Origin of the sequence: Fusibacter sp. 3D3 (genome assembly GCF_001748365.1) — a bacterium.
Taxonomy (GTDB): domain Bacteria; phylum Bacillota; class Clostridia; order Peptostreptococcales; family Acidaminobacteraceae; genus Fusibacter_A.
Window position 1 is genome coordinate 169,719 of the sequence record NZ_BDHH01000008.1, and the last position, 19,941, is coordinate 189,659.

The following is a 19,941-nucleotide window of genomic DNA, read 5'->3' on the forward strand; positions in this document are numbered from 1 at the left end:
TAAGCCACACAAAAGTGTGGCTTTTTTTATGAATATTTGACGCCAACTGTGATATAATATTTTTGACGGAAACAGGGACGAAAGTCATAGATAAGGTTGGTATAAAATTGACTAAAAAACAAACTATGGAAATCATTGAACAACTCTTAGCGCTTTATCCAGATGCGCGACCAGAACTAGATTTTACATCACCTTACGAGCTTTTAATTGCGGTTATTCTCTCGGCACAGTGTACAGATATACGCGTCAACTTGGTGACTCAAGTTCTGTTTGAAAAAGCAAATACGCCAGCGCTCATGTGTCAACTTGGAATCGAAGAAATTGAGCGTATCATCAAGCCTTGTGGCTTATATAAAAATAAATCCAAAAATATACTTTTGACCTCTGAAATCATCTCCAGAGATTATGAGGGGCATGTACCAGAGACTATAGCGCTTTTAATGACGTTGCCAGGTGTCGGCAGGAAAACGGCCAATGTCGTGGTGAGTAATGCGTTTGGTATTCCAGCGATTGCAGTAGATACGCATGTTTATAGAGTGTCGAATCGGATTGGGATTGTGTCGGCTAAAACCGTGGAGGATACCGAAATTCAGTTGATGAAAAAAATAGATCGAGCACTTTGGACCAAAGCACATCATTTGCTTATATTTCATGGCAGACGGGTCTGCAAAGCCAGAAAGCCACTTTGTGAAGAATGCCCGTTAACGTCCTGTTGTGTTTACTATAAAAGGAGAGTCCTATGATAAACCCAGTAAAACTCAATGAAGTGCCTAAAAATCTACTCTATGCACTGGATATTGGTACACGTAGCGTGGTAGGAACCATTGCCAAAAAAGAAGGCAATGATTATGTCGTTGTGGATTATGAAATCATGGCGCATCCTGATAGGGCCATGTTTGATGGACAGATTCACGATATCGCTAAGGTGACTGAAGTTGTGAGGCATGTGACCGATCAGTTAGAACAGAGAAATGGATTTAAGCTCGAACGTGCTGCTATAGCCGCAGCGGGTAGAGCGCTTAAGACTGAACGTGCCAGTGTAGAAAGAGAACTGGATTTTACGAAAGAAATCAAAAAAACACTTACGGACAGCATCGAGATGGAAGCCATTCAGCAAGCACAAAAGATATTGGTGAATGAGCATCAAGTTCAATCTAATTATTATTGTGTGGGCTATAGCGTCATTAATTACTATCTGGATCAAAGTCTGATTCTAAATCCAATCGGACATCGTGGGGCCAACATTAGAGTGGAAATTATTGCCACGTTTTTGCCACATATTGTCGTAGACAGTCTTTATTCAGTGATTCACAAAGCGGGTCTTGAAGTGATGAATTTGACACTTGAACCGATTGCAGCTATAAATGTTGCAATTCCAACGAATTTGAGACTTTTAAACCTTGCACTTGTAGATGTTGGTGCGGGGACATCGGATATCGCCATTTCAAAAGAGGGTACAGTGACTTCTTATGGGATGGTATCGCTCGCAGGAGATGAAATCACAGAAAAACTTGCTCAGACTTATCTGCTGGATTTCAACAAAGCAGAGGCCTTAAAAATAAGATTGGCTACAAATGACCGAAACGCTTTTACAGATGTACTGGGCATGTCACATGAAAAGAATACGGATGAGATTATGGCGCATTTGAATGAGACCGTTGACCATATCACGAAAGAGATTGCAGAGAACATCATTCAGCTCAACAAAAAGCCTCCAAGTGCCGTCTTCTGTATCGGCGGGGGTTCTCAGATACCGGGGTTTACAGAATCCCTATCTCAAGCGCTCGGATTGCCAAAAGAGCGTGTTGTGATTAAAACTTGTGATGCACTTGAAAAAGTGAAATTTGAAAAAGAACCTCTTATTGGGCCTGAATTTATAACGCCTATAGGGATTGGTATTACAGCTTTTGAGGAGAGGGAGCACGATTTTATTCAAGTGAATGTGAACGACAGTGCCCTTAGACTCTTTAATTCTAAACAACTTCAAGTTTCAGATGCGCTTATTCTCGCTGGCTTTAATGCCAGAAGTCTTATTGCTGAACGTGGACCTTCGCTTACAGTAAGTGTTGACGGCATGCCTAAGGTGATTAAAGGCGAATACGGCGAACCCGCTCAGATTTATATCAACGGGGTTTTATCCAGTCTGGATTCTAAAATTAATCATAAGGATCAAATTAACGTCATTCCTGTGGCAAAAGGGACTGTGCGCGTTGTGACGTTAGAGGAAGTCATCAATTTTGATATGAGCATCACTTTAAACGGTGAATCCATAAAAATCGTGGATGCCGTAAGTGTCAATGGCAGTTATAGAACTGGAGAGTACGTATTATGTGAAGGAGATGTCATTGAAACCACTGGCATCGATACGATAAAGGCGCTAGCAAAGCAAACTGAACTCGACATCAGAAGGGTGGCTTTTTTTAAAGGAGATCAAAATCTTAGTCTTGAGTACAGCTTACAAAGTGGCGATCAAATTGATTTTAAAATAGTCGAGCAGTTTGACTACGAAATTGAAGCGGACATTGTAGAGTCTTCAGATGGCTTTGAACATGCATTTGTTGAAGGCCAAGAAGTCCTTACACAAGCGGATCTCATTTTAGAGCGAAAGAGCGTGTCAGCAGCGGGACCAATCCAAGTGACTGTCAATGGTGAGTTGGTTTGGATTCCACAAAAAAATAAAGAAACGGTTTTTGTTGATATATTCGATCATATTGACTTTGACATTACGCGTGCCAAGGGCATTCTTGTCCTCAAACTGAATGGGGAACGCGCACGCTACACGGATATTTTAAAGCACGGCGATATGATAGATATCAACTGGCGTTAATGAAGAAAGGATTTTGTGCATTGAGTGATTTATTTGACAGGCAATATACTTGTAACATATGCGGAAATGCATTTGTCTCAAAGCAGGTTAAGACATCTGCATTGAGAATTAAATTGAGAGAACGTGACTTTCATACGTATTACAGCAGTGAGAGTCCCATTTACTATGGCGTGATCTGTTGTCCTAATTGCGGTTATTCTAAATTTGAGAAGGACTTCAAGGCACAAATATCAGGCACAGATATGGGATTGGTAAAACAATTGATCTCTTCTAATTGGCGGTATCAAAATTATTGTGATCAGCGTGACACCAACACGGCGATTCGAGTACACTTGATTGCGCTGGCTAATTATAAAGTGTTAAAGGCAAGTGCCTACACCTTGGGTAAGCTCTATTTGAGATTAGCTTGGTTTTATAGAGAACTGGAAAGTAATGCGGAAGAGCTTAAGTATTTAAAATGGGCACTTGAGGCGTTTGTTCAAGGATATGAAACTGAAAAAAGAGATGAAAACGACGAAAAAGAACTTGAAATCATCTATCTTTTAGGAGAGCTCAATAGGCGTATGGGCAATTATCAAGAAGCAATAAAGTGGTTTAGCAATACGGTTAATCATGAATTTGCTTATAAAAACAGGATGATTAAAAGCTATGCGAAGGATCAATGGACACTCTGTACAGAGGCTTATAAGATAGAAAAAATGAAGAATAACAGTCAGGGAGCATAATGTATGAACATTTATCTAATTAGACACGGTGAGACTTATGCCAACGAAAACAGTCAATTTGCTGGTTTTTGGGATGTTGAGCTCAATGAAAAGGGTAAAATACAAGCTGAGGTCGTGGCTGAAAAACTCAAAGATATCCCATTTGAGAAAATCTTTGTGTCAGATCTTCAAAGAGCTCAAAATACCTGCGCAGCCATCGCTAGAAACCGTAATGTGACGCCTATTGTCACAGAAAATCTCAGGGAGATGAACTTTGGGAACTGGGAAGGGTTAAAATTTAATGATATTAAAGAACGCAATCCAGATCTTTTAAAGCAATGGTTTGATGACTATAAACATTTTAAAGTACCCGGCGGTGAAAGCACAGCGGAGATGTACCAAAGAACAACGCACTTCTTTAAGTCAGTCCTAAGTGATTACAATTGTGACGACCCTATAAACTTGCTCTTTGTCGCACATGGCGGTGTTATTCAAGCTCTGCTCAGCTATCTGTGCTATGATGCGCTAGAAGGTTACTGGCGATTCCATATCGAGAATTGTGGTGTGAACCAAATTCAATACGTTATGGGCATGCCTGTGATCTATGCCATAAATAAATAGAGATTTTACTGACTGTAAAATTGTTTGCGTATCAGAGGCGTGTATTGGGTATTATCGTGTTAGTAGTAAGTTTTTTGTAGATTTACTTTGATCTGTTTTCAATATATTGGGCCCCAATTCATATATTGAGAATTTGGTTTGTATATGTGCTATAAAAATCATAAAAAGTGAATTATTTATAAAGAAGTATGGTATATTATATATATTAAAAGAGTATGGGGACTCTAGATTGGAGGCGGTAGTGTGAACGTAGAATATATTAATGCATTTGTCAAAGCATCGACAGAAGTTTTGAATAATTTTGTCACTGAGAAATTTTCTGTGGGAAAACCGACAATAAGGACAAATCCTTTTCCGACGAAAGAGATTGTTATTATGCTCGGAATAACTGGAGAAATTAAAGGACAAGCTGTATTTAGTCTTTCAGAGGAAATGGCTAAGACGATTGCTTCAGGAATGATGATGGGCATGCCTGTACCTGAGATTGATGAAATGGCGAAAAGTGCGCTCTCTGAACTTGGCAATATGATCATGGGGAACTCTGCAACATTATTGTTTAACCAAGGTGTTCAGATCGATATCACGCCACCAACGTTGGTAAGAGGCAATTCGATTGAAATTTCAGCTGCTGGCATGGAGACAATTCTTGTACCCCTCGTCTCTTCTGTTGGAGAAGTGGAATTTGATATTGGCATAAAAAAGGGCTAGGAGAAATTATAGAAATTATGGCGATCAATATTGTATTATATCAACCCGAAATCCCACCTAATACAGGCAATATCGCTAGAACATGTGCTATTACTGGTGCGAAATTACATTTGATTAAGCCGCTTGGCTTTTCTATCGATGATAAGCATGTAAAACGTGCGGGTCTTGACTATTGGGAATTTTTGGACTTAGAAGTGCACGAAGACGACCATGCTTTCTTTGAAAAGTATGGTCATGAAAAGCTTTATTTCGCAACGACTAAGGCAAATTGTTATTATGATGAATTCAAGTTTGAAGACAACTGTTTCATCGTCTTCGGAAAGGAGACGGCAGGGCTACCGGCTTATATTCATGAACGCTATAGTGATACGCGGTTTAAAATACCCATGAGGCAACATGAACATTTGAGAAGTCTGAATCTGTCGAATTCAGTGGCGATTATTTTATATGAAGCTTTGAGACAAAATGCTTTTTTTGATCTCAAATAATTGAGCAGGAGGCCAAATTTCTGAGGATCATATCACCTATTGGGCTAATAGGTGTTCAGGAATTTGGCTCATAAAATCACTACAAAATGGTTGGGAAATCATAAATCGTAGTGTTTTTTTTATGAATACAATGAGATTGAAGGGAGATTTGTATGGATGCGATATCTTCAAAGGAAATTATGGAGATCCTATTTCCTTTGCTGGGTGGACTAGGGCTTTTCCTTTATGGAATGACCATAATGAGTGAGGGGTTAGAGAAGTCAGCTGGTAATAAGCTTGAAAAAATTATAGAGAAGATTTCTGGTAATATTGTAGTGGGTGTTTTTGCTGGGGCTTTAGTCACTGTGATTGTTCAGAGTTCTTCTGCGACGACGGTGATGGTAGTTGGCTTTGTCAATGCAGGCATTATGAATCTCACACAGGCGATTGGCTTGATTATGGGCGCGAATATAGGGACGACGATCACAGCACAGTTAGTTTCTATAGAGTTGACCGCTTTAGCACCCATTGCGATTGCCATAGGTACAGGTGTTAAGCTTTTTTCTAAAAATAATAAATCCATTGTACTTGGCGAAATTGTGCTCGGCTTTGGTATTTTATTCTTGGGTATGGACCTCATGAAAGAGGCGATGGCACCTCTTAAAACATATCAAGGGTTTAATGATATGATTGTTAGCTTTGGGACTGGTGGCCTATGGGGAACCATCAAGGGCTTCTTTGCGGGATTCTTGATTACTGCCATCGTTCAGAGTTCAAGTGCAACTACGGGGATTCTTGTGGCACTAGCAGGGACGGGGGTATTACCGATTGAAGCGGCTTTTCCAGTTTTGCTTGGAACCAACGTAGGGACGTGCGTAACCGCTTTAATTTCATCAATAAGCGCTAATAGAACAGCCAAGAGAGCCGCAGTGATGCATCTGCTCTTTAATGTGGTCGGCACGATAATTTTTATCATTTTCTTTAGCCATATTACAGTGTCTCTTGTGAAATCGATCAGTACGGATGCTGCAAGACAACTTGCCAATGCACATACCTTTTTTAATATAATGAATACATTGCTATTGCTACCTTTTGCAGGCTTAATTGTCAAAGCCGTCGAAAAGCTTATTCCAGAGAGTCAGGAAGAGCGGGATTTCGTGGTGATGGGCGTCAAATATCTGGATGACCGTATTTTGGAAACCCCTTCAATTGCACTTGGTCAAGTGATCAAGGAAGTGCTTCACATGGGAAACCTTGCGATGCTTTCATTTGACAGTGCCGCTGAAGCCGTTCAAGCCAATAGTCAAAAGTTAGTCGATAAGACTTTTAGGATAGAAAAAACAATCAATGCGCTTGAAAGAGAGATCAGCAATTATTTAGTGAAATTATCCAATACTGCAATAGGAGATGATGACCGTAAGCTTTTAGATGGTTTATTCAGTACGGTTAATGATATCGAACGCGTAGGAGACCATGCAGATAATCTTGCAGAACTTGCCCTTTTTAAAATTGAGAATAATATTGAGTTTTCTGATAAAGCAGTTTTGGAACTCGAAGAAATGGTGTGTAAAGTGCGAAGTGGTTTTGAACTTTCGCTCAGTGCCATGAAGGATACGGATTTTAAAGAAGCACAGGAAGTTATTGAACTTGAAGGTGAAATTGACCTCATGGAGAAAACGCTTCGAAAAACACATATTAGACGCTTAAACGAAGGCAGATGCGAGACCAATGCGGGGATTATATTTCTCGATATAATCTCTAACTTAGAACGTATTTCAGATCATTCATCCAACATCGCATTGGCGGTAATGGATATTAGAAATTAACTTAATCGTTATAAATTAAAAAAAGCATGCCAAATTGCTTGCCATGCTTTTTTCTTTTGGTGTATAGTAAAAGAGGAGATTTGTTCTCTTGAGGAGGAAATAAAATGGTATATGATGTAATCATCATTGGTGCGGGTCCAGCAGGTCTATCATCTGGACTTTATGCAGCAAGAGCTAAAATGAAGACCTTGATCATTGAAAAAGATAAAAACGGAGGTCAAATCACAGGGACTGATGACGTTGCAAACTATCCAGGTTCAATTAAAGACGTGACTGGGCCTGCGCTAGTGGCTAGGATGGTAGAGCAATGTGACGCATTCGGTGCTGAAAGATTAAAGGCAACAGTTGAAAAATTAGAACTCCAAAATGATATTAAAAAAGTGCATACAGATAAAGGATTATATGAAGCAAAATCAGTGATTTTGGCAATGGGTGCTGTACCTAGAAAACTGGGCGTTCCTAACGAAATTGCACTTACGGGAAAAGGCGTATCTTATTGTGCAACTTGTGATGCCGATTTTTTCACAGGTCTTGAAGTGTACGTCATCGGCGGTGGCGATACTGCACTCGAAGAAGGGCTATTCATCACGAAATTTGCAAGAAAAGTGACGGTTATTCATAGAAGAGACACTTTTAGAGCTGCAAAATCCATCGTAGAGAAAGCTATGAAGAATCCCAAAATGGATTTTATCTATGACTCAGGGATTAAAGAAATTTTAGGAGATGGTCTCGTCCAAGGCTTTGTACTTGAAAACTTTAAAACAGGTGAAGTCAAGACGATTATGGCAGACGAAAATGATGGCATTCTAGGCCTATTTATTTTTGCGGGATATCTGCCAGAGACACATCTTGTTAATAACCTAGTACACCTCGATGCTATGGGTTATATTCAGACAGATGAAAATATGAGGACGAATATACCGGGCGTTTTTGCCGCAGGAGATATACGCGTTAAGTCTTTAAGACAAGTTGTAACGGCTACTGCAGATGGTGCTATCGCAGCAGTTCAAGCCGAAAAATATGTAGATGAACACTTTGGTGAGTAGGAGGCAAAAAAATGATAGAACTTAGTAAAGAAAATTTTCAAGAGGAAGTCATCAGTAAAAATGGTCTTGTAATCGTAGATTTTTTCGGTGATGGCTGTGAACCTTGCAAGGCATTGATGCCAGAATTTGAAGCGATTGCGAGCGAATTCAACGGAAAAGCACACTTTGGAAAACTGAATACAACTGCTGAGAGAAAATTAGCAATCAGCCAGCGCGTACTTGGAATTCCAACAGTTGTTTTTTATAAAGATGGCCAAAGAATTGCTGAATGCACAAAAGAGGCTGCCAACCGTCAAGTGATTGTAGAAAATATCTTAAAACACTTGTAGAATACCCAATAAATCATAATGAACACTTTATTTTATAAGTTTATTAAAAACATACAAAGTAATTGTGAAATAATTCAAACAATGATCACTTTTATAGAATTAGTTTATTAAAATAATATAATGATTATTGAATGGTAAATTGGATATAATGATTAGGTAAGGTTTAAGGATTATGTTAATTCAGCATAATTACATACCTAATAATCGAATCTAAGGGGGATTAGTGTCGTAAAAATTCTTAATTTTTTTCTAAAAAAATTGAATAAAAAGAGGAGTTTTTCACTTTGTGTAGAATTAGTATAATTCGGGCAAAATTCTATATTGATAAGAGGAGGATTTATTAAATGAGTAAAAGAGCTATTGCATTAATAATGGTCGTTATGCTTGTGGGTATGATGTTAGCAGGATGTGCATCTAAACCGGCGGCAACAGAACCAGCTGCAGAACCAGCAGCAGAAGCAACACCAGCTGCAGAACCAGCAGCAGAACCAGCTGCAGAAGCACCAAAAAGCGATATGGTAATGGGTATGATCACAGATACAGGTGGACTTGGCGATCAATCGTTCAACGACTCTGCTTGGTTAGGTCTTGAAAATGCTGAGAAAGAATTTGGTATTACAAGACAAGTTCTTGAATCTCAAAGTGCAGATGACTATTCACCAAACTTAGTTTCATTTGCTGAAGAGCAAACAGACCTTATCTTTGGTGTGGGTTTCCTATTTGATGAATCCATGAAAGCAGCAGCAGATAAGTTTCCAGAACAAAAATTTGCGATTGTGGATTCACAAGGTTTAGGCAAATCAAATGTTGCAGAAATCGTTTTTGCTGAGAACGAAGGTTCTTTCTTAGTGGGCGTTATTGCTGGTCTTAAAACTGAAACCAATAAAGTTGGTTTTATCGGCGGTATGAAATTCCCATTAATCGAAAAATTCGAGTACGGTTTTAGAGCTGGTGTTAAGGCTGTAAATCCGGATTGCGAAGTTATCGTGAACTATGCAGATTCATTTGAAGATGCTGCAAAAGGTAAAGAAATTGCTTTAGTTCAACATCAAGCGGGTGCAGATATTATTTTCCATGCTGCTGGCGGTGTTGGCGCTGGTTTAATCGAAGCGGCTAAAGAAGAAGGTTTCTGGGCAATTGGCGTTGACCAAGATCAATCTCATATGGCACCTGAAAGTGTATTGTGTTCTATGATCAAACGCGTTGACGTTGGCGTTTATTCAGTTGCTAAGTCTGTTGTAGATGGTAGTTTCCAAGGTGGTACATTAGTATTTGATGCTAAAAGTGGCGGCGTTGGTTACAGTGATAAAGCGGGTAACTTGACAGATGATTTAAAAGCAGCAGCTGATAAATATCTTGAAGCTATTAAAGCGGGCACATTTGTAGCGCCTTCAACAGAAGCTGAATTTAATGCTTTTGAGGCACCAACATTATAGTGGATGATTAAAGGATTAAGAGTCAGGTGTCCCCGACATCTGACTCTTTCTTAATATAACCCTTGGGGAGATGAATCCCCACGTCTTAAAGTGGGGGTTCATCTCCCTAATTCAGAGGGCGTGCAAACGGCCACTGAATACAATCTGATAGGATTGTGCAAGGGTTACGAAGGTAGCGAAGCGGACTGAGTATACGCTTTGATCTTGCTTTTATGAACATCATTGGAGGGAATTTAAGATGGCAAAAGTTGTCGAAATGAAAAACATAACAAAGGTCTTTCCTGGTGTGGTTGCAAACGACAGTGTGAATTTTGAACTCGAAAAGGGAGAAATCCATGTATTATTAGGTGAAAATGGTGCGGGTAAAACCACTTTGATGAATATTCTTTATGGCTTGTATGAGCAGACATCAGGTGAAATTTTTGTCAATGGACAACTCGCAAACATCAAAGACCCTAACATCGCAATCAAGCTTGGAATTGGGATGGTCCATCAGCATTTTATGTTGGTCGAGCCATTCACAGTTACTGAAAATATCATTTTGGGTGCAGAAACTTCTAAAGGACCTCATAATATCCAATTGGATATGGAAACTGCCTCAAAAAAAGTTAAAGAAATATCGGAATTATATGGATTAGCTGTTGATCCAAATGCCAAAATTGAAGACATTACCGTAGGCATGCAGCAGAGAGTAGAAATCTTGAAAACCCTTTATAGAGGGGCTGAAATTTTAATTTTAGATGAACCAACAGCAGTTTTAACACCACAGGAAATCGAAGAACTTGGCATGATATTGCAAAAATTAGTAGGTCAAGGCAAATCGATCATCCTGATTACGCACAAACTCAAAGAGGTTATGTCGATGAGTGATCGTGTTACAGTCGTGCGCAGAGGCAAAGTAATTGAAACCCTTAAAAAAGAAAATACGAACATTGATGAACTTGCAGAACTTATGGTTGGCCGTAAAGTAAACTTAAAAGTGGATAAAGCAGATCATAAATCAGGCAAGACTGTTTTAGAAGTTCATGGCATAGAAGCAATGAATAATAGAGGCTCAAAAGCCCTTAAAGAAATATCTTTTGAAGTCAAAGCGGGTGAAATATTTGCGATTGCAGGTGTTGATGGTAATGGGCAAACCGAACTTGTTGAAGTGCTCACAGGCTTAAGAAAATCCATTAAAGGCACCTTTGCGGTCAATGGCAAGGACCTTCAAAAGATGTCTAGTAAGAAAATTATTGATAGTGGCATGGCGCATATACCAGAGGACCGACACAAAAGAGGTCTAGTGCTTGAACATTCTCTTGCGGAGAATGGCTGTCTAGGCAATCATAAAGATGAACCTTTCAGTAAACATGGCATACTCAATTACGACTATATTCATGAATACTGTAGGAACCTCATCACCGAATACGATGTTAGGACACCAAACGAGAGGGTTTCGGCAAAGGCGCTTTCGGGTGGTAATCAGCAGAAATTCATTGTGGCTAGAGAACTGAATAGACATCCAGAACTCATTATTGCATCACAACCTACTAGAGGGGTTGACGTGGGTGCTATTGAATTCATTCACAAGAAATTAGTGGAACAACGCGATATGGGTAAAGCCGTTTTATTGGTATCTCTTGAACTCGATGAAGTCTTGGCACTTGCGGATCGCATCGGTGTTATCTATGATGGTCAAATCGTCGGGATTGTAAGTGGTGCTACCGCTGATGAAAAAGAACTGGGTATTATGATGGCTGGTGGTAAGGTTAATAAATAGATTGAGTCTGATTATGGTGGTCGGACTCGAATTAGGGGTGACAAAATGCAAAACAAGGAGAAAAATTTTTTACAAGTAATTATAGATAACGTTAAATTCCCGCTGCTTGCAATTTTAGTTTCATTTATCATTGGGGCTCTGTTTATCGCATGGACGGGACATAGTCCATTGGTTGCTTATTACGAACTGTTTTCAGGAAGTCTTGGCAATTTTGGCCGTTTTGGAGAGAGCTTACTCAAGACGACGCCTTTGATCTTTACTGGGGTAGCCTTTGCATTTGCTTATAGATGTGGTCTCTTCAATATTGGCATTGAAGGTCAATACATCATGGGTGCTATTTTTACAGTGGGCGCTGGATGGATTTTTAGAGACTTACCAGGTGGCATATTGGTTGTTTTATTGTTGCTTGCAGGTACTTTGGGAGGTGCAATTTGGGCATTTATCCCTGGTATTCTAAAGGCTAAAAGAGGCGTACATGAAGTTATTGTCGCAATTATGTTGAATTATACTGCACTTTATCTTTCAAATTATATCGTTCGAACTATTTTGAATCCATCCGTACTACTGGGCACTGAAAAAAAAGCGAGTACAATTATGCTCCCAGAACAGGGTCGGTTACTTCTACTTTCTAAAATTGTGCCAGCATTTGGCTATTCTTCTGTAAACATTGGATTTTTCATAGCGGTGATCACTGCAATTGTAATTTGGTTTGTGCTCTTCAAAACAACATTAGGTTATGAAGTGCGTTCGGTTGGGCATAATCCATATGCTTCCGAATACGGCGGCATCAGCATTGCCAAAAACATCACGCTTGCAATGGTTATTTCAGGTGCGATCGCGGGTCTTGCAGGTGCAGTAACGGTTGCAGGTCTTAGCTATAAAGTGGATCAAGCGGCGGGTATGCCTGGATATGGATTCAGTGGTATTGCAGTTGCGCTTGTAGGTCAAAATCATCCAATAGGCATTTTAGCGAGTGCACTTTTATTTGGTGTGCTTGCAAACGGGGAACGCAAAATGCAAATGGCAGGGATCCCAAAAGAAGTTGTTGGGATTATCCAAGCGATTATTATACTCTTTATTGCAGCTGAACAAGTGGTCAAGTATCTGCCAGACATCAAAAAGAAGTTTTCAAAAAATAAAACTCAGGAGGTGCAAAAATAATGGTTATATTTATTGCTTTACTTGCATCTGCGTTGAGACTTGCAACGCCTCTAATCTTTTCGGCTCTTGGTGGTGTATTCACTGAGCGGTCTGGCATTACGAACATCGCCCTTGAAGGGATGATGATCATGGGCGCGTTCTTTGCCATTTTAGTGACTGAGTTTACGAACATGCCCTGGATTGGTGTACTTGCGGCAATGGCTGCTGGTATTATGACTTCGATGATTTTGGCTGTAATTGCCATACATTTAAAAGGCAATCAAGTGGTGGTCGGTACGGCGATTAACTTGTTTGCAGTCAGTATTACAGCGTTTTTATTAGAACTTGTTTGGAAGCGTTCGGGACAGACGGATTCTGTGAAAAAAGCGTTGACAACGAATCCTTTTCATTTTTTAGAGAATATTCCTGTTATAGGCAAGTTGTTCGGTGGGATGACGCCGTTTGTCTATCTGGCATTTGTAGCAGTGGCGGTTTCTTATTATGTGCTTTATAAAACGCCGCTTGGACTGAGAATCAGAGCTGTTGGGGAACATCCGAAAGCTGCCGATACAGTGGGCATCAATGTTTATAGAATCCGATATATCTGTGTGGGCATTTCTGGCATGATGGCTGGCTTATCAGGCGCTTCTCTGTCTCTGGGTACCATTAGCTTATTTAGGGAAGGTATGACCTCTGGTAAAGGCTTTATCGCCCTTGCAGCTATGATCTTTGGTAAATGGCATCCTGTGGGCGCGATGCTTGCAAGTTTATTCTTTGGATTCTGTGAAGCACTTCAAATTCAAGCATCTACACTTGGTTTTGACTTTATACCATCAGAATTTCTGCAGATGTTGCCTTATCTAGCGACGATCATTGTACTATCAGGCTTTATTGGCAGAGCAACTGCGCCAAAAGCGGTTGGTACAGCTTACGAGAAAGGTCACAGATAAATTTTAATGGAATTTAAGTGTTCTAAATCACACCAGTACTTTAGAGTCTAGGTGGGGTTTAGAACATTTTTTTTGTCAATACTTATTGAGTAAGCATTAAACTTGTTCATTTTGTGTTCAAAAGTGGCAGCAAATTTGCTATAATAGAGAAGTGTTTTAAAGTGAAGCGTAGAACTTGCGAAAATTGACAATTTTTCCAATGAAATAACAAAGAATGGGTGAAATTAAGATGAAGATGAATTTTAATTTAAATTTAGTTCAAACACAAAAATTAATTATGACACCAGAGCTGAAACAAGCAATTGAAATTCTACAATATAATGCACAAGAACTAAATGAATTCATTGAGGAGGAACTCCTTAACAACCCAATATTAGAGAAATTATCCAACGCAGCAACGGATCAAGACGAAATGCAACCCATCAAAGCCGAAAATGATATAGAAGTAGATACGGATTTTGAATACGATCTTGATAAAGGCATCAAAAAAGAAATAGACTGGGAAGAAATGGTCAATTATTTTGAAGATGCTAGACCGATGGGCAATGTCAGCTATGATTTTGATCAAGAGTTTAGTTATGACAATTTTGTAGCGGATGAAGAGACCTTAAAGGATTATCTTCTAATGCAATTGCAATTTGCGAAATTAGAAAAGCGTTTCTATGTTATATGTGATTTTTTAATTGAAAGCATCAATGATAATGGTTATCTAGAAATAAATATGGAAGAGACAGCAGCGTTTTTCGAATTATCCATGGAAGAATTAGAAACTTTAATTCGATTAATTCAATCTTTTGACCCACCTGGTGTTGGGGCAAGAGATTTAAAAGAATGCTTGTTAATACAGATGTATCAGCAAGGCTTTGAAGATAGCATTGAAGCGCTATTGGTCAAAGATTTTATAGAAGATTTAGGGCAGAAAAGATTTGCTCAAATTGCTAAAAAAGTCAATGAAACGGTTGAACGCGTTCAGCTTGCATATGATTACATCAAATCGCTTGAGCCCAAACCGGGTCGATTATTTGCCTCCATGAGAGATGTGAGATACATCGTGCCAGATGTGTATGTGGAAAAAGTGAAAGGCGAATATGTAATCGCAGTTAATGAGGCTGCAAATCCACGGCTGCAAATTAACGGCTTTTATAAAACGATGCTTAAAAATGTCGATAGAGATGAACTCACCAGTGATTATCTCAATAAAAACTTACAAGCTGCACTTCGAATCATAAAAAGCATAGAGCAAAGACGCAATACCATTTATAAAGTCTGCAAGGCGATTATTGAATATCAATATGAATTCTTTGAAAAGGGATTACTCTATTTGAAACCTTTAAATCTAAAAGATATTGCAGAAGAGGTGGAAGTACATGAATCCACAGTGAGTAGAGCGGTCAGTGGCAAATACATCCAATGTCCAAACGGTCTCTTTGAGATTAAATACTTTTTTCAAAGTGGTGTTAAAGGTGCAGGCGGCGAAGGTGTCTCTTCTGAAAGTGTAAAAATTGTTATAAAAGAAATGATTGATGGCGAAAATGTGAAGAAGCCGTTAAGTGACCAGTTTTTAACAGATGAGCTCAATCGAAAAGGGATTGATATATCGAGAAGAACTGTGGCAAAATATCGAGATGAACTGAATATTCCGCCGTCTTCAAAGCGGAAAAGATTTTAACCCAACTAGGCCCTAGACGTTATAATGACATACTAGGGCCTGTTAATTGATTAACGGAAACACCTATTGGGACGCAAAAAGACCATCGGGGATGGAAAAAGTCCACTTTTTTTCAAAAACCCCTTGTTTTTTGTTTTTAGGATGATATAATTAACATGTAAGTCGGGTATAAAAAACAATTTTAAAGCGAAAAGCGGAAGCCAATTTACAAACGCATATTTTTTTTATGATGACTGGGACGCAAAAAAATTAAAGAGGATGAATAACATCCCAATGGTTGGTGATGAAATGGGTCAAACACAAAATTCAGATAGAGAAAAGTTAATATTTGTTCTAAAATATGCTTTTCCAGAGATGGATGAACTTCTTCCCCTTAGATTTAATCTTTTAAACACGGTGAAGTTTAATCAACCCATCGGCAGAAGAATTTTATCTTCTACAATGGGCTATACGGAACGTGTCGTCAGAAGAGAATGCGACATCTTAAAAGACAATCATCTCATAGATTATTATCCCGATGGCATGAGGATAACCAAAAAAGGTGAAGACGTGCTATCTGCATTAACGGATATATTCTATCAAGTCAATGGTATTAATGAGCTTGAGGTTGAAATTTCAGAGAAGTTGAAGATTAAAAAAGTGATTGTCGGTTCCGTTGGGCTTCATGATGATCATGTATCGCTCAATGAAATCGGTTATGAAGCAGCAAGATATCTAAGCACTTTAATTAATCCTAAAAGTATTATTGGATTAACAGGAGGTTCTTCGATAGAAAAAGCAATTAATGGGTATAAAGCGGAATGGACGCAATTTGACCATAACGATATCATGGTTGTCCCTGCTCGGGGTGGTCTTGGCAACAAAAATGAATACCAAGCCAACACACTTGCAGAGATACTATCCAATAAACTTGGTGCAAAGTATCAGATGCTTTACACACAAGATAACTTGTCAAAGGCCACAATTGAAGAATTAAAAAATGAACCGAATATTAGACGCATCTTAGAATATATCGACAAGCTTGATGTTTTGCTCTTCGGTATTGGACGTGCAGATGTTATGGCGACACGCAGAGTACTAGATGCTGATGAAATTGAAGGCATCATTGAAAAAGGTGCTGTAGCAGAGTCATTTGGATATTACTTCAATAAAGATGGTGAAATAGTCCACGAAATCAGTACCATTGGTATTGATTTAGATAAATTTAAAGCGCTCAAGAATGTAATAGCAGTTGCTGGAGGCATAGATAAGGCTGAATCTATAATCGCCATCAGCAAGCTCAATCCAAACTTAGTTCTTGTCACAGATGAACAGACAGCTAAGAAAATCAACGAACTTTTATAATTTTAAGGAGGACATGTTAAATGAAAAAAATTGCAATTAATGGTTTTGGAAGAATTGGTAGACTTGTTTTTACTGCAATGGCAGAGCAAGGTCTTATTGGTACAGAGTTTGAAGTCGTAGCTGTAGTAGATATGGCAACTGATGCTGATTATTTTGCATATCAATTAAAGTATGATTCAGTTCAAGGTAAATTTAAGAGCGAGATTTCAACTAAAAAGAGCAATCCTGAATCAGCTGAAGCAGATATTATTGTTGTTAATGGAAAAGAAACAAAATGTATTCAAGCAACTAGAAACTTGGCTGATCTTCCTTGGAAGGCACTTGGCGTAGAATATGTAATCGAATCAACTGGTTTGTTCACTGAAGCTGAAGCTGCAAAAGGTCACTTAGCTGCTGGCGCTTCTAAAGTTATCATTTCAGCTCCTGGTAAAGGCGATGTAAAAACAATCGTTATGGGCGTTAATGAAAATGAATATGATCCAGCACTTCATAATATTGTATCAAATGCTTCATGTACTACAAACTGTTTAGCACCAGTAGTTCATGTTCTTTTAAAAGAAGGTATTGGCATTGAAACGGGTCTTATGACAACAATCCATTCATATACTGCAACTCAAAAAACTGTTGATGGTCCTTCTAAGAAAGACTGGAGAGGCGGAAGAGCTGCTGCAATCAATATTATTCCATCTTCAACAGGCGCTGCTAAGGCAGTTGGTGTTGTTTTACCAGCTACAAAAGGTAAATTAACAGGCATGTCATTCCGTGTACCGACACCTACAGTTTCTGTAGTTGACTTAACATTCACTGCTTCAAGAGATACTTCTATTGAAGAAATCGATGCATTACTCAAAAAAGCTTCTGAAACATACTTAAAAGATATTTTAGGTTATGCTAACGAAGAATTAGTATCTACTGACTTTATCCATGATGATAGATCATCTATCTACGATTCATTAGCAACGCTTCAAAATAATCTTCCAGGCGAAAAAAGATTCTTCAAAGTTGTGTCTTGGTATGATAATGAGTGGGGTTATTCAAACAGAGTTGTTGATCTTATGAAATTCATGGCAAATAAATAAGAATTGATTTCGGACTATGTCTGACTGTGAACCCTGACTTAGTCAGGGTTCACTTCATGTATATATTGGAGGTTTGTAGATGTATAATAAGAAAACAATTGAAGATGTAAATGTAACTGGAAAAAAAGTATTGGTGAGATGTGATTTCAATGTACCGATTCAAGAAGGTAAAATCACAGATGAAAACAGAATTTTAGGTGCTATGCCAACAATTGAATACTTAATAAAAAACGGTGCTAAAGTCATTCTTTGTTCACACCTTGGAAAACCAAAAGAATTTGAAGCGAAATTTAGTTTGAAACCAGTTGCGGATAGATTATCAGAATTATTAGGTCAAACTGTTGTCTTTCATTCAGAAGCAGAAGTTGTTGGCGAAAAATCAAGAGCAGCAGCATTGGCACTTACAAATGGTCAAGTGATGCTTTTAGAAAATACGCGTTTTCGAAAAGAAGAAACAAAAAATGGTGAAGCATTTTCAAAGGATTTGGCTTCAATAGCGGATCTATTTGTAAATGATGCATTTGGTACTGCTCATAGAGCGCATTCATCAACAGTTGGCGTAACTGAATTTGTTGATGAAGCTGTTTGCGGATACTTGATCCAAAAAGAACTTAAATTCTTAGGGGAAGCAGTTGATAACCCTGAAAGACCATTTTGTGCAATTCTTGGTGGTGCTAAAGTTTCTGATAAGATCAAAGTGATTGAAAATTTACTCACAAAAGTAGACACACTTGTAATCGGTGGTGGTATGGCATACACATTTTTAAAAGCACAAGGCTTTGAAGTGGGTAAATCATTAATCGAAGAAGACAAGGTAGAATATGCTAAAAAAATGCTTGATGATGCTAAAGCTAAAGGCGTAGAGTTATTGTTGCCAGTAGATCACATTGTAGCAGCTGAGTTTAATAAGGATTCAGCACCAATCGTAACAGCGGATGAAAATATTTCAGCGGATTATATGGGTCTTGATATTGGGCCTAAAACTGCTAAAAACTATGCAGAGGTAGTGGCAAAAGCAAAGACAATAATTTGGAATGGTCCTATGGGCGTATTTGAATTTGAAAACTTTGCAAAAGGCACAATTGCAGTTGCAAAAGCACTAGCGGATTCTGATGCAACGACTGTTATCGGCGGTGGAGATAGTGCTGCAGCGGTTAACATCTTAGGTTTTGGCGATCAAATGACACACATCTCAACGGGTGGCGGTGCATCGCTTGAATTCTTAGAAGGACTTGTATTACCTGGCATTGATGCACTTAACGAAAAATAGGAGGCAAAGCATGAGAAAACCAATTATCGCAGGCAACTGGAAAATGCATAAATCCATTAAAGAGGGCATTGCTTTTGTAGAGACGATCAAATCGGAAGTGGCAAATACAGATGTAGAAGTATTATTGTGTGCACCTTATACGTTACTTCAAAGTATGGTAGAAACTGCAAAAGGGACTAATGTTAAGATCGGTGCTCAAAACATGCACTTTGAAGATAAAGGCGCATTCACTGGAGAAATCACTGCTGATATGTTACTTGAAATAGGCGTATCACACGTCATTATCGGCCACTCTGAAAGAAGACAATATTACGGAGAAACAGATCAAACCGTTAACCTTAAAACTAAAAAAGCACTTGCTAAAGGTTTAGTACCTATCGTTTGTTGTGGTGAAACGCTAGAGCAAAGAGAAGCAGGCGACACAAAAACGGTGTGTAAAACTCAAATTGTAAACGCATTTGAAGGGATTGATGCTAAAGATGTCCCTACAGTCGTTGTTGCTTATGAGCCAATTTGGGCAATTGGAACTGGCAAAACTGCGAGTAGCCAAGATGCAAATGATGTGATTGCTTATATTAGAGAAGTCCTTAAAGACTTATATACAGATGTGGTATCTGAAGAAGTTAGAATTCAATACGGTGGCAGTGTTAAACCTTCCAATGTAGAAGAAATTATGAATGAATCGGATATCGACGGCGCACTTGTTGGCGGCGCTAGCCTTTTAGAGGCTGATTTCGTTCAGCTTGTGAATTTCTAAGGAGTA

The 19,941-nt window shown here is 38.8% G+C and carries 18 protein-coding genes; all 18 read left to right on the plus strand.

Annotated elements, in window-relative coordinates; genetic code table 11:
- The first annotated feature begins 107 nt into the window (after positions 1 to 107).
- Entirely contained in the window at positions 108 to 743 is a 636-nt protein-coding gene (gene nth / locus F3D3_RS11170) for an endonuclease III (RefSeq protein WP_069874023.1), read from the plus strand.
- Positions 740 to 2,827, plus strand: a complete 2,088-nt coding sequence (locus F3D3_RS11175) for a cell division FtsA domain-containing protein (protein ID WP_069873940.1) — start codon at positions 740 to 742, stop codon at positions 2,825 to 2,827. Before nth ends, F3D3_RS11175 begins: the two co-directional genes overlap by 4 nt.
- Positions 2,827 to 3,552 (plus strand): DUF2225 domain-containing protein, encoded by a 726-nt coding sequence (locus tag F3D3_RS11180; RefSeq protein ID WP_069873942.1) that lies wholly within the window; start codon positions 2,827 to 2,829, stop codon positions 3,550 to 3,552. The genes F3D3_RS11175 and F3D3_RS11180 overlap by 1 nt, the downstream gene beginning before the upstream one ends.
- 3 nt (positions 3,553 to 3,555) lie before the next feature.
- On the plus strand, positions 3,556 to 4,152 hold the full coding sequence (gene cobC / locus F3D3_RS11185) for an alpha-ribazole phosphatase (protein ID WP_069873943.1): 597 nt from the start codon (positions 3,556 to 3,558) through the stop codon (positions 4,150 to 4,152).
- A gap of 243 nt (positions 4,153 to 4,395) precedes the next feature.
- Positions 4,396 to 4,860 (plus strand): chemotaxis protein CheX, encoded by a 465-nt coding sequence (locus tag F3D3_RS11190; protein ID WP_069873945.1) that lies wholly within the window; start codon positions 4,396 to 4,398, stop codon positions 4,858 to 4,860.
- Between the two features lie 17 nt (positions 4,861 to 4,877).
- The gene (gene trmL / locus F3D3_RS11195; protein WP_069873947.1) at positions 4,878 to 5,348 is read left to right on the plus strand and encodes a tRNA (uridine(34)/cytosine(34)/5-carboxymethylaminomethyluridine(34)-2'-O)-methyltransferase TrmL; all 471 of its coding nucleotides are present in this window, start codon (positions 4,878 to 4,880) and stop codon (positions 5,346 to 5,348) included.
- A gap of 152 nt (positions 5,349 to 5,500) precedes the next feature.
- Positions 5,501 to 7,153, plus strand: coding sequence for a Na/Pi cotransporter family protein (locus F3D3_RS11200; RefSeq protein WP_306455950.1), 1,653 nt, complete (start codon positions 5,501 to 5,503; stop codon positions 7,151 to 7,153).
- A 104-nt stretch (positions 7,154 to 7,257) separates the two neighbouring features.
- Entirely contained in the window at positions 7,258 to 8,199 is a 942-nt protein-coding gene (gene trxB, locus F3D3_RS11205) for a thioredoxin-disulfide reductase (protein WP_069873949.1), read from the plus strand.
- An 11-nt stretch (positions 8,200 to 8,210) separates the two neighbouring features.
- Entirely contained in the window at positions 8,211 to 8,528 is a 318-nt protein-coding gene (locus tag F3D3_RS11210) for a co-chaperone YbbN (RefSeq protein ID WP_069873950.1), read from the plus strand.
- 344 nt (positions 8,529 to 8,872) lie between these two features.
- Entirely contained in the window at positions 8,873 to 9,964 is a 1,092-nt protein-coding gene (locus tag F3D3_RS11215; protein WP_069873952.1) for a BMP family protein, read from the plus strand.
- Between the two features lie 238 nt (positions 9,965 to 10,202).
- A complete protein-coding gene (locus F3D3_RS11220) occupies positions 10,203 to 11,726 on the plus strand; it encodes an ABC transporter ATP-binding protein (protein WP_069873953.1) in 1,524 nt (507 codons plus the stop codon).
- A 45-nt stretch (positions 11,727 to 11,771) separates the two neighbouring features.
- A complete protein-coding gene (locus F3D3_RS11225) occupies positions 11,772 to 12,887 on the plus strand; it encodes an ABC transporter permease (protein WP_069873955.1) in 1,116 nt (371 codons plus the stop codon).
- Positions 12,887 to 13,816 carry an ABC transporter permease gene (locus tag F3D3_RS11230; RefSeq protein ID WP_069873957.1) on the plus strand — a complete coding sequence of 310 codons (930 nt, stop codon included), beginning with the start codon at positions 12,887 to 12,889 and terminating at the stop codon, positions 13,814 to 13,816. The genes F3D3_RS11225 and F3D3_RS11230 overlap by 1 nt, the downstream gene beginning before the upstream one ends.
- A gap of 214 nt (positions 13,817 to 14,030) precedes the next feature.
- On the plus strand, positions 14,031 to 15,485 hold the full coding sequence (gene rpoN, locus F3D3_RS11235; protein ID WP_242877125.1) for an RNA polymerase factor sigma-54: 1,455 nt from the start codon (positions 14,031 to 14,033) through the stop codon (positions 15,483 to 15,485).
- A 258-nt stretch (positions 15,486 to 15,743) separates the two neighbouring features.
- The gene (locus F3D3_RS11240) at positions 15,744 to 16,829 is read left to right on the plus strand and encodes a sugar-binding transcriptional regulator (protein WP_084388973.1); all 1,086 of its coding nucleotides are present in this window, start codon (positions 15,744 to 15,746) and stop codon (positions 16,827 to 16,829) included.
- A gap of 20 nt (positions 16,830 to 16,849) precedes the next feature.
- On the plus strand, positions 16,850 to 17,908 hold the full coding sequence (gene gap / locus F3D3_RS11245; RefSeq protein WP_069873960.1) for a type I glyceraldehyde-3-phosphate dehydrogenase: 1,059 nt from the start codon (positions 16,850 to 16,852) through the stop codon (positions 17,906 to 17,908).
- A gap of 79 nt (positions 17,909 to 17,987) precedes the next feature.
- Positions 17,988 to 19,178 (plus strand): phosphoglycerate kinase, encoded by a 1,191-nt coding sequence (gene pgk, locus F3D3_RS11250; RefSeq protein WP_069873962.1) that lies wholly within the window; start codon positions 17,988 to 17,990, stop codon positions 19,176 to 19,178.
- Between the two features lie 10 nt (positions 19,179 to 19,188).
- A complete protein-coding gene (tpiA, locus tag F3D3_RS11255; RefSeq protein WP_069873964.1) occupies positions 19,189 to 19,935 on the plus strand; it encodes a triose-phosphate isomerase in 747 nt (248 codons plus the stop codon).
- The last annotated feature ends 6 nt before the right edge of the window (positions 19,936 to 19,941 follow it).